The following is a 13,731-nucleotide window of genomic DNA, read 5'->3' on the forward strand; positions in this document are numbered from 1 at the left end:
ATCAACCCGCGCCCACGCAAACGGGCGGCGCTGTGTTTTCGCGGGGCCGCGCACCGCGGGCGCATAATACGGGGGGCCCGCGCCGCCCCAGCCGGCCGCCCGCGGGGCGGGCGGTCGACTTCATCACAGGGTTGATTCGTCCACTTCATGTTGGACGACCCGGACGCGCAGAAAAAAGCGCCTGCGGCGGGTCCTTTGTAACCACCATGATGCGGGACCACAGCGACAGGGCGTGCCGGAGACAGTCAATCCGGCCGGCGATGTCGTCGCCGGCGGCGACGGTCTCATTCAGGATCAGCATCGACCAAAGAGCGAGGCCACTGCCGTTATGCTCCGAGATCTGGGGACGGCGGCTTGGCGATCACCGTCTACTCGGCGTTGCCGAACTCACTGCATGCGAGACCGTGACGAAGCCCTTCACATTGCGGGTCGGGACATAGCTGGCTTTCTTGGCGCGCTACCATCGCTAGAGATGCAGACTTCGCCCAACAGCTCCTGCTGGAGCGCGGCTTGGATCTGATGGCAGAATTCTTGCGGAGACGCGGACAAAGTGGGGAGCACTCCAACCTACACACGCGTCACTGGGCTATCAGTGTTGACCGTATAATCTTCGGAATGGCAATGGCATATTTTACAAAGCACGACGGCAATCAAATTATATACCGCAGCTGGGAAGAGCCGGAACGGTCAAGCGCAAGGATGAGAATTTTGGTCCTCAAGCTTGATCATGTCGGCGACTTTTGGATGTCTCTAGGGCCTCTAAAGGACCTTCGTCAGCGTTTTGCGCATGCCCACATTACGCTGGTGGTGGGAAGCTGGAACATCGCTACTGCAAAACAGTTTGACCTCGCCGACGATCACGTTGCTTTTGACTTTTTTCCTCGCAACCCAAAAGTCAAAACGCGCAAAGAAGCCGCGGACATAAGGCCGCTGCTGACCGGCGAGTTTGATCTTGCCATTGATATGCGTGTTCCGGAAGAAACAAGGCCGATCTTGCTTGAAGTTCCCGCCAGGCACCGTGCGGCGATAGTTGATCCGTACAGCATGCATCAGATCGATATTGCGATAGCGCCATTCAATCTGAAACTGCGCAGAACCATTTTCTACAAGCTGGTCCAAAAAATAGGGCTTGCTAACAAAATCCCCCGTAGATGGCTTGATTGGTTCATTGACCGTAAGCAGGTGCGTCTCCAGCATGTGTCAGAAATCCTCCTCTTTCTGGTCGCAAAGGCAGCTGCCTATTTCGAAAGCGGAGCGGGTCACCCACAGAATTCGACTACAGGCAATGCCCCGATTGTCGTGGCTCCGTTCTCCAATTCCAGCCTGCGAGATTGGCCCATTGAAAGTTTTGGCAAAGTTGTCGCTGCTCTTTCGACCCGTGGTGAGGTGGTCCTCGTTGGCCGTGGCGAATGCCTGGAAGCGCTTGAGGAGGTTGCGAAGATAGCTAGGGAACGTGGGGCCGCGAACATTCGGACGGCTGTCGACTTGTCAGAATTGGAATTCAATTGTCTCGTGAATTCGGCCGCGCTCGTCGTTTCGAACAATTCAGGCACCGGCCATGTCGCTGCCCAGCTTGGCCGCCCTACTATCGGCATTTTCACGGCGTCACATCTACCGGAGATTTGGGGGTTTCGAGGTCCCTTGGTCAGCATGCTTATGAGTGTTATTGAATGTCGCGGATGTGGTCTGGACCAAGTGCGGCATTGTCCGGTCAAAGTCCGATGCAAGTTCGACATCACGCCGGATCTCGTGATTGCCGAGGTAAACGCCTTGATGAATCATTGTAAGGGTACGGCACAAGCTTAGTGGCTCGCGGTCACCACAACCGCGATTGCCCAGCCCTTGTCGCTGATTCAATCGCTACAATCATCTAAAGGCCGAAATTCAGAATCGAATCGACTTGTTCGAAGGACCGCAGTGGCGATGTCACATTGGCCGACAGGTGGCATAGAGCGGCGCCTGAGAATGAAAGTGCCGCCGCCCAGCCTTCATAGCCGTTCCTCCTTTGTTGCGTGACGGCCCGAAAGTCGCCATCGCGTCAGATGTTCATCAGGTTCGGGATAGCCGGGGCTCGTCCGGCGACAGTCATGGCAGCGACTTCGCTTCTGGACCCGCTCATCCGGCCGCCAAAAACAAATGCGCTTTCTAAGCCGTAATTGATCCGCCGGAGCTGACCAAAGCCACCTTGCTCTGGGTTGCGGCAATGGCGACTGGGGCGAGAAGCCGAGAAGAACCGATGCGGCGAGAAATCCTGAGACCATCCGCCACGAGACGTCGCCAGGGAACGTAGTATTGCGTTCCGCGTTACACTAACGTATATACGTCCGCAGCACAGGAGCGCGCCATGGCCACCACACCCACCAGGAAGGAAGCACCCGTCTCGATGCGGTTTCGCGACGATGATCTCACCATCATCGACCGCGGCGCGGAGCTGCTCGGCCTGTCGCGCACGGAGTTCATGCGGCGCGCCGCGCTGCACGAGGCGCAGGCGGCCATCCTCAACGAAACCGTCATCCGCGTGTCCCCGGAAGCCTATGACGCCTTCATGCAGGCGATCTCAGCCCCGGCCGCTGCGCCCCCGGCGAAGGCGGCCGAGCGGCTGCGTCGGTCCCCGCCCTGGGACCGCTAGGTGGCGCTTTCAGGCATCGAACTCCTCGACGACGCGCACCGCCTCGACAGCTTCGATTGCGGCAAGCCGGCGCTCAATGCTTGGCTGGCCGGCTTCGCGCGAACGAACCAGGCCCGCGGGTTTACCCGCGTCCTGGTCGTTCACGACGAGGGAACAGTCGTCGGGTATTACGGCCTCGCGCCGGGCGTGATCCAGCCAAATAGCGCACCGCGCGCCATCCGCACCGGACGCCCGCCCGATCCGATCCCCTGCCTGCTGATCGGACAACTCGCCGTCGACCACCGCTATGCCGGACAAGGCGTCGGTAGCGGCTTGGTCAAGGACGCGCTGTATCGCTGCGTCCCCGGCGCCGACATCGTCGGCGGCCGCGCGGTGGTGGTGCGGGCGATCGACGCCGAGGCAGAGCGCTACTGGCAGAGCTGGGGCTTCATTCCCGCGCGGGACAATCCGTCGGTGCTCATGCGCTCGATCCAGGACGTGAGCCTCTGGCTGGCCGACAAAGGCCACTAGCTCCGCGCGCGTAGCGCCTCCGGAAGCGGCCGGTCTGCGCGCGGGCCTGCCGCCGACCGGGCTCTAGTTGCGGCGTCCCGCCGCTCCCCGAGCCGGCTTCGCCGTCTCGGCGTTCGGGTGACCCCTCACGCAGGGCCAGAGGGAGACGGCGGTCAGAGCGAGGGAGCCCTGGAGAGAAGGGAAAGTCATGATGTCGATGATATTCATAGGGGGTTCACGCGAGATATTTGAGCTGATGGAACCTGCCATCGCTCGGATCCGCCCAATCGTTGTTGCCGTGCACGGCGTGCTGATTGGCGACGCGTCTGGAGCCGATGCCGAGGCGCAGGGCCTGCTCGCGGGCTACGGCTACAAACATGTCGGGGTCTTCCATGCGGCCAAGGAACCCCGCAATGATCTGGGCGACTGGGCTGCCTACCGGGTCCCGTCTCCTGAAGGTGCTAGAGGATACTGGATCTACGCCGCCAAAGACCGGGAGATGGCGCGCGCCGATTTTGGGATGATAGTCTGGGACGGCGCATCACCCGGCACGGCCGTCAACGTGCTTCGGCTCGCCATGGCGAACAAGCCGAGGTCATCTACGATCTGGCCAGGGGCAGCATGGCGACTACGCACCATGTCGTAGACTGGTGCGCCATTGCTCCGCGATGCCGGTCCAGACATTCGGCGCGCCAAGCCGAAGCCCGCATGACGCGAGGCGAGCGCCTGGCGTTGCCGGGATGATGGACGCGCGGTCCCGCCGACAGCCCGGTGGGTCCGATCTCCGATATGCTTGATCCGGCCCCGCGCCCCCAACTCCACTTGTATGAACGGCCGGGGCCGGCCCTTTTCGAAACCGGCTCACCGCCGCGTGGCGTTGTGCAGGATGATTGTCTTGACCCGTCTCGCATCTGAAGCGGGTGCAAGCCTGCCGCACATGCCGCTGCTTGGTCATGCGAGGCATCGCTACCGTGGGGCGTGGCGTTCGCCGATCTCCAAACCGCTGTGCCGCCATACCGAACACGCAAGGCGGTTTAACCGCCAGGCTGCTGTCTGGGTGGAGATCCGCCTGATCTAAAGCGTCACCCACCCGACGGACAACATCTCACGACGCGCCGAGCAGCTTGGCCAAGAATCCGCACTGGCCGATCTCGCGCTGCGTGCGATCGCCTCCTCGATAGCATTGGAGCAACACCTTCTTGAAATCGGCCTCTGCCGGCAATTTTGTCGTAAAGCTCATGGTGGCGACTCCCGCACGCGCGCAGGACAGCCGGCAGATCGCGCATCTTGGCGATCAACCCTGCCATTCGGCCCGTCGTTCTTCTTTATTCCAATGGAGATCGTAATCAGGTCCGGCCGGTCACGGAGTGAAGTGTTCTCCCTTCGAGCAGCCACGTCGGCGCCGCTCAGAATCTTCGACGAGCGCGCCATGACAGCATCGATCTCCGCAAATTCTTGCCAGCAGATCGTCCTCACATCATCATGCCCTTGGCTTCAACCGGGCTGGTGCCCTCCCCTTCCCGGCTTTTTGTCCCGACGCTCGGGTCGCGTCGCCCGGCCCGGTCAAGGCCCGGCGCGATTGGTCGGGTCTCATGCCCAAAGCTGCCTCGGTGCCAGTAGCGGCACCGCATGGCCCCACCCAGGCTTGCGCCAGTAAAGCGTCGGCGAGCCAGCATCCGACGGTGCGTTCGAGCGATCTCATTCGGCGGCCATGATCGCGCACGTCACCATGCTGCAGCGGAAAGCTGCCGAAGCTCGTCTGGCCAGGTCGCTGACCGCCTCGTCGTCGCGGGCGACGACCGAAATCTTCCCCACCGCAGCGAGGTTTCTCCCGTTAGAAGATCCTCAGCGGGATGGGCTGCCAGTTCACGCCCGGCCAACAAGCATCCGGCCCGCGGGACAGACCTCGTCTCCCGGTCGTGTGAGCAGAAGAACATCGCGAAGTGCGGCTTCATCCTCGACGCCGCGAGCCTGCTCGCTATACCGCGGCCGCCGAAAGCCCTAGGCGCTGTCACCAGGCGCCAGCCCACCTTTCTAGCTGGCGGACCATCTCATCGAGCGCGCCGATGGCCGCACGGTCAGTGATTGCAATGTCCTCAATGCGCCGCAACTGTTTGGGTCGGGGGCAGCCCTGCGCAACCAGGCCGGCACCGCCGTCGTCGGCGCGGCTTCCGTGGCACCGGGAAGAGTGCCGTGGTGGCGCAGGAGGGTTTTGGCTCAGAATCATGGAACACGATGAATCATCGCGGCGCTTTTTGTAGAGCGAACGATAAGTCTTGCACGACCAGCCATTTATCCCTCGCCAAATCAATGCCGCGGGCGCAGGCGAACTCCGTCCGGACTAAGTTCAACGCGGGCAAAAGAAGTTGTGTAGGCCATGTCACGAAATGCTTGGTCCGCTTCTCTGCCGGCCGATGGTCCATGAAATCCCCTCCCCACCCACGACACCAGACACCTCCTTGCCAATATGCCGATCAAGTACTGGCCTCCATGGTACCAGCATGAACTCACGCGCCTTCTCGACTATCACGTACTTGCCGCTGGCAAGGTCGATCGAGCGGTGCAATCGACCCTCTATTCGATCACCAGGCTGCGCTTCGGAATACGAGAGTCCGAGTTCGTCAGACAGTTGACCGGCAACACGGTTCAGCTCACGTTGACGCAGGATCGAAAGCATGTTGGCGCGATAGACGATCCGGTCCTGCTCTTCCCGAGCAAGACCTTGCGCAATCAGCCACTGCCGTCGGCGGCCTTGCGCCTCTCGGACATCGCGGCCGAAACCAGAGCTGTGCAAGGCCTCCGGTGTGTCGGAAACCAGCTCTCGATCGAGCCAGGTGGCGCCGTCGAAGCTGACTTGTTGTTCCAGCGGCGTCGATGAGAGCTTGTCAACCGTGACAGGCTCGGCCCCGGCCCGCTGACGCTCGTAGTCAGACACACGGTCGAGATGATCCGGTGCGACGATCCAGGTGCCGTCCGGCTCGCGCTCGACACGACCGGTCGCCCGGCGGATCGCCTCCAGTCGCCGCACGTGCGTTTCGGCAAAGCGTTCGGTGGCCGACGGGTCATGCTTGAGATGGATATCGATGCTGTAGCGCCCGTCATGGGCCGTGGCGATCTCGGCAATTGTGCGGTCGACTTGCCTTGGCCCGGTGTCCCTCGGCGTGACCCGCACTATGCAGCCCTCTGGCGTCGGTTGGGTTGCCTCGCCTTTGCCGATATCAACATAGTGGCTTTTGCCGTCCACGGCGTCGACGACGAGGTAATGGCGGTCAGTGATTTCGTCGGCCAGGCCGCGCGCAACGATGCAGCCGACGACAGGCTGCATCTGCTCTGCAGATCGATCATGGATAACATAGTCGGCGGCACTGCGGGCGAGCCCCTTGCCGGTCAGTTCGCGGTGCATGGTCTTGATGATGTCGCCCCGCTCGCCGATGCGGCGCAGCGTCGCTTCAAGCTCGCCATCAAGGCGCCAGCGGCCCGAGCCGACTTCCTCAGCCAGACCCATCCGCTCGAGCTTGCGCAGGCGGCCCTGGTGCAGCGTCTGGCGAAACGTGTCTCGGCTGGCCGGTGAGACATGCCCATCATGGTCGCGCATGCGGAGCAGCTGCCGATCGATGCTGGTGAAGCGTTCCCGCTCCATTTCCTGGCGCAGGCGTTGCTCGATCTCGCGGTCCGTTCTCGGGCCAAGGTCGAGGCTGACCAGCTCGGCCGCCCGTTCACGGATTCCAGACGAGATGTAGTCTCGCGCGATGACAAGATTTTCGCCGCGGTCGTCCTTGCCGCGGACGATAATATGGGTATGCGGATGACCAGTGTTGAAATGATCGACAGCGACCCAGTCGAGCTTGGTGCCGAGGTCTTCTTCCATCTGCGCCATGAGGCGCCGCGTGAGCGGCTTGAGGTCGTCATACTCGATGCCGTCTTCAGGTGCGACGATGAAGCGGAACTGATGCCGGTCCCCATCGGCACGATCGATGAAGGCCTTGCCATCAACGCTGTCGCTGTCGGCGCTATAGAGCTCGCCAGGCTCGCCTTCGCGGGTGACGCCGTCGCGCTGGAGGTAGCGAAGGTGTGCACGTGCCCCGTCAACACCCTTGCCAGCCAGCTTGACGATACGCGCCTTGACGACGGCGCGCCGCTGCCGAAACGCCGCGTGGGGGTCGCGCGCTCTGAGAACGGCGGCAGCCGCCCCGCCGCGCCCCGCCCGGCTTCCGATGAAGCGGCCACGGCGACCGCTGCCGCCGCCGGCTCGGTTGATCGCGGCGCGGATCTGGCCGACGAAACGCTTGCCTGCCTTCGAGCCGCGCGATCCGATTTTGCCCAGGCTCGGCTTGAACTCTTCATCCTGCATTGAGCCTCCTAGTAATCTTGAGAAAAATCAAATCTTTGTCGGCAGAAGCTCTCCTGACGCTGAAGGCAGCCTCCATGAAAAACGATGTGCAGACAAAGACTTCGCCGCCTCCAGGAGGCGATGCCTTTATCTTGCCTTCCGCGGACCTGCCTCCCTGCCCCGCCCGACCCACGGTACCCCTGCCCTCACCTGCGATCCGGCCGGCCTGACCTTGCTCGCTCCGATCCGAGCGGCACCACAATTTGGCCATTCGGATCGGTCGCGGAAACACCGTTTCGCAGGAAAAACAGCGACTGCCCGGACGGGATTTCCGGCGCTTTTCCGGAACGGGATTTGCCGGTGAACGCGTCCATGTCGGCGGCCGAGATCCCCGCAGCCTTGACCTCTTCCAGATACGAAACCGTCTCGCTGGGCAGCGGTCGCCCACGCTGCAAATGCTGTTCGTAGCGGTCCGGCCCAGCGTTATAGGCGGCAAACAGGCCGGGAAAGCCGAAGCGGTCATACATGGCGCGCAGATAGGCAGTGCCTGCCAGAATGTTGTCGCGAGGGTCGTGCGGATCGGCCCCCAGGCCAAGCTCTGCGCGCATCTCCTCATAGGTGCCGGGCATCACCTGCATGAGGCCAATGGCGCCGGCGTGTGACGCGATCGGCCGTCCATTCAGCTTTGTCTGCCCTCGGCTTTCGGCATCCATGACGGCATAAATCCAGGGCTGTGGAATGCTGAAACGCCGGCTTGCTTCGGCTACCAAGGGCTGCCATCTTGCCAGCTGCGGACCACGGGAGATGGCGGCCGGCTGAGCGTCGGTCGCGGCGGAACAGGCGCATGGCGCTATCGCGACCATGCCCAGCATCAGGAGGGTTACTCGGTCCATAGCGGCACCAGCCTCCCGACAATATTTTCGGCCGGCACCGGCCCGAAATAGCGGCTGTCGAAGGAGCGGTTTCTATCGTTGCCGAGCAGGAAAACCTCGGCGGCGGCGAGCTTGCGGCAGGCATTCCACCAAGGCAGCGGACGGTGCTGCGTGTCGGTTGCCAGCCGGCGCGCGACAATCTCGCCGCCGATGATGATGGCGTCGCCGAAGGCGCAGACATGCTCGCCAGGCAGCGCGGCAAGGCGCTTGACCAGCGGCACGTTGCTGGGCAGGAAGAAGCGTTCGGCGGCGAGATCGGCGACCGGTTTTGGCGGGCGGACGAGCACGAGATCGCCACGAGCCGGCGATCCGGACGCGACGCGATAGAGGCCGACCGGCGCACTGGCCGAGGCGTTCCAGACCAGCCAGGGCGATGGGTTGTCGAAAGCGGCGAAGCCGATCAGGCCGAGGCCTATTGTGGCCACGGCGATCGTCTTGCGCGCCCGAACGCGCCGCAGATGGCTGCCGATCAGACGGATAGTGGGACGCCGGCTCATGAGCGGCCTCCCTCACCGGCCGAGCCGGAATCATGCCCGGCATCCTCGGGCCTGGTCTCCTGCGCGCGTCCCTTCGACCAGTCGTCGAGCTCGTCGATGTGATAGCGGACATAGCGGCCGTGCTTGCGAAATTGCGGGCCGCCGCCTTTGAGCCGCATCTTCTCCAGCGTGCGCTGGGACAGCCCGATATAGAAGGCGGCCTGCGCGGTGTTGAGAAACGGACTGCCCTTCTTGGCGCGGGCCGCGCGTTCGTTTTCGTCGTCCATGATGGTCCTCGTTTCGTTACGGACAAGCGAAGGCGAGGATCGGCGAGCGAGATCGTTTTGGGGACGGGCGAAGAGTGGGGGGCGAGTTTTCGCCGCCCCTTCTTGAGAAGAGCCCCGCGCCGGTTGCGGCGCGAGGCTCGAGGCAGGCGGTTCAGTCGACCGGGTTCCAGATGATGGCGTATGTGTCGTCATCATCCTGGCCGGCGGCGCGGCCGAGATTGGCGTAGAGCTTCCGCGGACCGAACTCCGGGGCGGCAATCGACAGGCTCACATAGTCCTTGCCGGAGGTCTCGCCGGTGCGGGTCCAGCCGGCCCCTACTTCGACCCCTTGCGTCAGCACCCGGAAGTCGGGATGGGTGTCGGCGCTCTTTGCCTGATTGGGCACGATGTCGATTTCGGCGCGCACGCTGAGCGTCTTGAGCTGGCCCTTGTAGCCGCCGTTTTCCTGTTTGGTGACGTATCCGATCGCGGTCATTTTCAGTCTCCTTTGGTGCTCGCCGGGGACCATTCCCCTGCGATGGCGGACCGTGATGGGCGCGTCCGGACCGCCGGAACCGGGACGGCCGCAGCGATAGCGGAGGACCCGAGCGGACAGCTTTTTTGAAGCGAAGCGGCGCGAGGAAGCCGCCGCAGGCGGCGGGGAAAAAAGCTGCTGGCGAGGGTTTCGGGCGGGCCGGATCCGCCCATAGGTCATCAAGCCAGCCGCAGGGGAATGGTCCCTGAGACACATGGAGACAGGTGGCGCGATCGGTGACACAAGGAGCGGGCGGCAATGCAGGGCGCCGGCTGCGCGGGCTCTGTCGGCAACCGGATCGGACAATTGGCCCCATGCGCCTGGCGCCTCAGCAAGCAACCCGGCGTGGTGCAGGGCTGCCCAAATGGGGCGAATTGGCGTCGGGATTTCTCGCGCGCGGCACCGGCTCGACAAGACGACCGATCGGCAGCCGGCGCGGTCCGGAGCGGCGCGCGCGACCTGAGCGGCGGTAATCGAAAGAACCGCGCCGCTCGGGCCCTGATCGACTATTCGCGCACGAACAGCGGCTGCACTTGTGTCCACTGATCGGCGGTGCGGAAACCGCCGCGGCTGGTGTAGCTTTCGGCCGGGAATTTCATCCAGCGCGGCAGCCAGGTCTCGACCTTCTGGCGGCCGTTCTCGCCCGCCAGGAAGTCGCGGATGATCTTCTTTTGCGTCTTGACCTTCTCGGCGACATTGCCATCCGCGACCAGCTTGCCGCCGATCTCGGCCAGCATCGAATTGGCGATTTCCTTGTCGCGCAAGAGGTCGAAGAAGGCATCGTCCGGTTGCCACCATGTGCCCATATCGACGTTCAGATGGTTGCCGAGCGCCTCGATGACGGTGCTGCCGGCTGCAAGCGTCTCGGCCATGACAAGGGTGAGAACGCGCATGACATCGTCGTCGCACAGCGCGAAGAGGCGCGCGAACACGCCGGCGATAGCAAAGGCGTCGCCATTGCCGCCGGCGACCACGCCATCCTCATCCGGTGATCCGAGCAGGGCCAACACTTCACGCCGCTTTTTGCCGAATGCGGCTTCAGCCTTGCAGCCGGCAAGGCTGGCAGTCACCGTCTCGTTGGCTGCTCGCTGCGGTTCACGGCGCACCTGCCACAGGCCGGAACCGGTGATGGCGTGCGCCACCACGAGGCGCAGCGCCACGGCGGGATGGTCGAGCATGGCCGCGCGCACGCCAGCATGGCGATGCAGATCGACATAGTTCTGCATCGGGCCGGTGAGTTCGGGGCGCGGCGACTTGGCGGCTGTTTCTTCTTGCTCGCCGCCCTCGCGGGCGCGGCGGGCTTGCTTGCGTGACAGCCAGCCCTCGTGACACTCGACCTCGCCGCGATGCGAGACAGTGATGATGACCTTGCCGCCCTTCTTCTTCGGGGTCTTCTCGTGGTCCCATGCGTGGAAATACTGGCCCGGCTCCAGCAGCACCACCTCGCTCCAGCCGTCGTTGAGATAGATGTCGCGTCTGGCGGCAATCGCTTCGTTCTGCTTTTGCCAGAACAGGTCGGCATCGGCGAAATAGCTGTCCTCGCCGAACAGGTCCGAGGTGATCAGGCCGGGATATTCGTCGATGGCAAACAGCGCCACCTTGGTGGAAATCGACTGGCCGCCGAACAGCCATTGCTTCAATTGAAAGCCACGCGGCGCGTATTGATCGGGATCGGCACAGAGTGCCAGCCAGTCCTTCTGCTGCGCCTTGGACGCCATGGTGAGATGGCGCACCGTCTCGGTATCGATCTCCTCGCGGCGATAGGCTTCGCGGATTTTGGGCAAGAGGTCGCCAAGCGCCAGAATGCGTTTGACCTTCAGGTCAGTGATGCCGAAGGTCGCAGCGATATCGGGAACGGTGCGGCCTTGCCTGACGAGCCGCGAAAACGTCTCCCATTGCGATACTTCGTCAGGATCGAGACGGGCGAGGTTTTCGATCAGCGAGGCTTCCAGCGCATCGGCGTCGTCGCCATCCTCCATGATGGCGCAGGGCAAGGGATCGCCTTCGCCGCGCTCGTCGGCAAGCGATTTCGCGGCGAAATAGCGCCGCCTGCCGGCAACGATCTCGAAGGTTTCCAGTTGCCCGTTCGGTCGCACGAGGAGAGGCACCAGCACGCCGCGCGCACGCACGGAGGGCAGGATGTCGGATATGTCGGGCGCGCGTCTTCCATGGCGCATGTTGAGCGCGGAAATATTGAGCTGATCCAAGGGGATGTGGGCAAGCTGCATGGTTACTCTCTTTCGCTTTGGTTGAGGTTGTCCCGCCGCAGAGGCCGAAGGCCGGCGCGGCGGGACGGTTTTTGCGCCTATCGCCGCTGCTGTTCCGCCGTGCCGGACGGAAGCTCGGAATGGGGCTTTGAAAGGGCGTCTGCTGCCTGCCGCAGAAGTCGCTCGGCATCGGTGATGTGGCGGCAAATGCGGGCGGCTTCGGCATAGACGGAGAGCGTAAAGCGCGCCTGGAAATGCAGGTCGCGCTCTATGCCGAGGCCAAGCGGACCTTTTACGGATGCAAGCTCGGCCAGACTGACGCTGCCGAGTTCGGGGAAGCTGAAGCCGAGATCGCAAAGGCCGAACAGCGTGTCGCCATCGGCGTCGAGTTCGGTCAAAAGCCACGTCGCGGCACCTGTCGGATCGAACAGTTTCACAACGGGAAAATGGTCGATGTCGGCCTCGGCGGCGCCATTGGCGAGCAGTCGTGCGCGCAGTGGATCGGTGATCAGGATCATGGAAAGAAGACTCCTTGTCAGAACAGGTCGAGTTGATTTCTGCTGGCTTCATCGAAGAGGCCGATATCGAGCGGCTTTTGCGCCGCGCGCGGACACATCGGCGCGTCCATCAGGAGCCGATCGCGCGTGGTGATCGGCCGGACACCGGGAATGAGTATCTGCTCGCTTTGCGCCGTCGGCTCGCTCGCGGTCAGTTGAGGATCGCGCATCGTCATGCCGCAATCCCTTCCTGCGCCTCGCTTTTGGCATCGTCCTTAAGGCCAAGCAGGAAATCGGCGGCCTTGGAGGCAAGACTTGCGGCACGGAAGATGGCGCGGTTGTCCTCGCGCAGCACCTTCAGCCATGAGCCGATGTAATCGGCGTGACGCACGGTCGGCTCGATACCGAGCTTGCTGCAGACGAAGGCGGCAGTGATTTCGGCGACTAATTCTTCACGCGCGTAGGCCTTGGAGCCGAACGAGCCGGAGAGGTCGCGAGCAAGCCGCGTCGGGTGGCCGGTCCAGTGGCCAAGCTCGTGAAAGCAGGTCCGGTAATAGTCGATCTGGTGATAGAACGCCGGCTGTGGCGGCACCTGAATGCAGTCGCTGCCCGGCATGTAGAAAGCGCGATCGCCGCCAACCCTGAAATCCGCATCGCTGGCGCGAATGAGCGTCTCGGCCTGCGGCACGATCTCGCACTGAGGCAGCGGCTCGGCGGCGGCATAGAGGTGTTCCGGAAGATTATCGCACTGCGCGACATTGAAGACGGTGAAGCGCTTCAAAAAAGGCACGGCCTGTGGTTCCTCGCCCTCGTGGCGTGCGCGCTCCTTCTCGTCCTTGGGGATAAAGCGGTCGGCATGCACGATGGTCGTGCCGCGCTCGCCTTTCCTGACATTGCCTCCGAGGACGAGCGCCTGCCGGAAGGTGAGCCAGTTCTGGCTGGGATAGCTGCGCTCGATCACCGCGCCCCACAGGATGAGGATATTGATTCCGGAATAGGTGCGCCCCGTGGACGCATTCCTCGTCAGGCCAAGGCCTGCCTTTGCCCTGCCCCATGGCTTGACCCATGGCACGGTGCCGCGCTCCAGCTCGGCAATGATGCGGTCCGTGATCTCCTGATAAAGGCTGGCGCCGGGGCGCCCGCCCTTGCCTGCGCCAGCCTCTCCGCTGGCGGAACGCTTGCTGTTTGCATGCATCGTCTCATCCTCCGCTCGCCAATCGCCGCGCCTTTCCCCGGAAAGCGGGGTGGGCGGCGAGTCGCGACCGGAAAGGCCCGCCGGGGGCGGCGGACCGCATCCGAAGGACCGGACGAAGAGGAGGACCCCGAGCGGCACGCGAAGGGTTGCGGGCTGCCGCGGCGGGCCTAGAAGG

Annotated in this window: 15 protein-coding genes; 5 read left to right on the forward strand and 10 right to left on the reverse strand. The window is 63.3% G+C overall.

Features of this window, described 5'->3' with window-relative positions; all coding sequences use genetic code 11:
- Positions 1–621 precede the first annotated feature (621 nt).
- The 5 genes from NKH12_RS27285 (at position 622) to NKH12_RS27305 (ending at position 4,196) form a co-directional block, all read left to right on the forward strand.
- Entirely contained in the window at positions 622–1,806 is a 1,185-nt protein-coding gene (locus NKH12_RS27285; RefSeq protein WP_352956001.1) for a glycosyltransferase family 9 protein, read from the forward strand.
- Positions 1,807–2,344: 538 nt separating this feature from the next.
- The gene (locus NKH12_RS27290) at positions 2,345–2,629 is read left to right on the forward strand and encodes a type II toxin-antitoxin system TacA family antitoxin (protein ID WP_352453587.1); all 285 of its coding nucleotides are present in this window, start codon (positions 2,345–2,347) and stop codon (positions 2,627–2,629) included.
- Complete coding sequence (locus NKH12_RS27295; RefSeq protein ID WP_352700235.1) at positions 2,630–3,139, forward strand: GNAT family N-acetyltransferase; 510 nt, start codon at positions 2,630–2,632, stop codon at positions 3,137–3,139.
- A gap of 187 nt (positions 3,140–3,326) precedes the next feature.
- Entirely contained in the window at positions 3,327–3,764 is a 438-nt protein-coding gene (locus tag NKH12_RS27300) for a hypothetical protein (protein WP_352541530.1), read from the forward strand.
- Between the two features lie 249 nt (positions 3,765–4,013).
- Entirely contained in the window at positions 4,014–4,196 is a 183-nt protein-coding gene (locus NKH12_RS27305) for a hypothetical protein (protein ID WP_352457368.1), read from the forward strand.
- 27 nt (positions 4,197–4,223) lie between these two features.
- Here NKH12_RS27305 and NKH12_RS27310 read toward each other — a convergent pair whose 3' ends face one another.
- The 10 genes from NKH12_RS27310 to NKH12_RS27355 form a co-directional block, all read right to left on the reverse strand.
- Complete coding sequence (locus NKH12_RS27310; protein WP_352457369.1) at positions 4,224–4,358, reverse strand: hypothetical protein; 135 nt, start codon at positions 4,356–4,358, stop codon at positions 4,224–4,226.
- Between the two features lie 1,140 nt (positions 4,359–5,498).
- Complete coding sequence (gene rlxS, locus NKH12_RS27315) at positions 5,499–7,469, reverse strand: relaxase/mobilization nuclease RlxS (protein ID WP_352956002.1); 1,971 nt, start codon at positions 7,467–7,469, stop codon at positions 5,499–5,501.
- Between the two features lie 185 nt (positions 7,470–7,654).
- Positions 7,655–8,341: a lytic transglycosylase domain-containing protein gene (locus NKH12_RS27320; RefSeq protein WP_352956003.1), complete on the reverse strand. Its 687-nt coding sequence runs from the start codon at positions 8,339–8,341 to the stop codon at positions 7,655–7,657.
- Entirely contained in the window at positions 8,329–8,877 is a 549-nt protein-coding gene (lepB, locus tag NKH12_RS27325) for a signal peptidase I (protein WP_352956004.1), read from the reverse strand. The genes NKH12_RS27320 and lepB overlap by 13 nt, the downstream gene beginning before the upstream one ends.
- Positions 8,874–9,143, reverse strand: coding sequence for a helix-turn-helix transcriptional regulator (locus tag NKH12_RS27330; protein ID WP_023679653.1), 270 nt, complete (start codon positions 9,141–9,143; stop codon positions 8,874–8,876). Before NKH12_RS27330 ends, lepB begins: the two co-directional genes overlap by 4 nt.
- 151 nt (positions 9,144–9,294) lie before the next feature.
- On the reverse strand, positions 9,295–9,618 hold the full coding sequence (locus tag NKH12_RS27335) for a DUF736 domain-containing protein (protein WP_352956005.1): 324 nt from the start codon (positions 9,616–9,618) through the stop codon (positions 9,295–9,297).
- 545 nt (positions 9,619–10,163) lie between these two features.
- Complete coding sequence (locus NKH12_RS27340; RefSeq protein WP_352956006.1) at positions 10,164–11,885, reverse strand: ParB/RepB/Spo0J family partition protein; 1,722 nt, start codon at positions 11,883–11,885, stop codon at positions 10,164–10,166.
- A gap of 77 nt (positions 11,886–11,962) precedes the next feature.
- Complete coding sequence (locus tag NKH12_RS27345; RefSeq protein WP_352956007.1) at positions 11,963–12,382, reverse strand: DUF2958 domain-containing protein; 420 nt, start codon at positions 12,380–12,382, stop codon at positions 11,963–11,965.
- Between the two features lie 17 nt (positions 12,383–12,399).
- Positions 12,400–12,597 (reverse strand): hypothetical protein, encoded by a 198-nt coding sequence (locus tag NKH12_RS27350; protein WP_352956008.1) that lies wholly within the window; start codon positions 12,595–12,597, stop codon positions 12,400–12,402.
- Complete coding sequence (locus NKH12_RS27355) at positions 12,594–13,556, reverse strand: ArdC family protein (protein ID WP_352956009.1); 963 nt, start codon at positions 13,554–13,556, stop codon at positions 12,594–12,596. The genes NKH12_RS27350 and NKH12_RS27355 overlap by 4 nt, the downstream gene beginning before the upstream one ends.
- Positions 13,557–13,731 lie beyond the last annotated feature (175 nt).

Source organism: Mesorhizobium sp. M1322 (assembly GCF_040318085.1).
Lineage (GTDB): Bacteria > Pseudomonadota > Alphaproteobacteria > Rhizobiales > Rhizobiaceae > Mesorhizobium.

Bases quoted from the DNA above. Each gene is read 5' to 3' on its own strand.
- NKH12_RS27285 (WP_352956001.1), top strand. From the start codon at position 622: ATGGCATATTTTACAAAGCACGACGGCAATCAAATTATATACCGCAGC.
- NKH12_RS27290 (WP_352453587.1), top strand. From the start codon at position 2,345: ATGGCCACCACACCCACCAGGAAGGAAGCACCCGTCTCGATGCGGTTT.
- NKH12_RS27300 (WP_352541530.1), top strand. From the start codon at position 3,327: ATGATGTCGATGATATTCATAGGGGGTTCACGCGAGATATTTGAGCTG.
- NKH12_RS27310 (WP_352457369.1), bottom strand. From the start codon at position 4,358: ATGAGCTTTACGACAAAATTGCCGGCAGAGGCCGATTTCAAGAAGGTG.
- rlxS (WP_352956002.1), bottom strand. From the start codon at position 7,469: ATGCAGGATGAAGAGTTCAAGCCGAGCCTGGGCAAAATCGGATCGCGC.
- NKH12_RS27320 (WP_352956003.1), bottom strand. From the start codon at position 8,341: ATGGACCGAGTAACCCTCCTGATGCTGGGCATGGTCGCGATAGCGCCA.
- lepB (WP_352956004.1), bottom strand. From the start codon at position 8,877: ATGAGCCGGCGTCCCACTATCCGTCTGATCGGCAGCCATCTGCGGCGC.
- NKH12_RS27330 (WP_023679653.1), bottom strand. From the start codon at position 9,143: ATGGACGACGAAAACGAACGCGCGGCCCGCGCCAAGAAGGGCAGTCCG.
- NKH12_RS27335 (WP_352956005.1), bottom strand. From the start codon at position 9,618: ATGACCGCGATCGGATACGTCACCAAACAGGAAAACGGCGGCTACAAG.
- NKH12_RS27340 (WP_352956006.1), bottom strand. From the start codon at position 11,885: ATGCAGCTTGCCCACATCCCCTTGGATCAGCTCAATATTTCCGCGCTC.
- NKH12_RS27345 (WP_352956007.1), bottom strand. From the start codon at position 12,382: ATGATCCTGATCACCGATCCACTGCGCGCACGACTGCTCGCCAATGGC.
- NKH12_RS27350 (WP_352956008.1), bottom strand. From the start codon at position 12,597: ATGACGATGCGCGATCCTCAACTGACCGCGAGCGAGCCGACGGCGCAA.
- NKH12_RS27355 (WP_352956009.1), bottom strand. From the start codon at position 13,556: ATGCATGCAAACAGCAAGCGTTCCGCCAGCGGAGAGGCTGGCGCAGGC.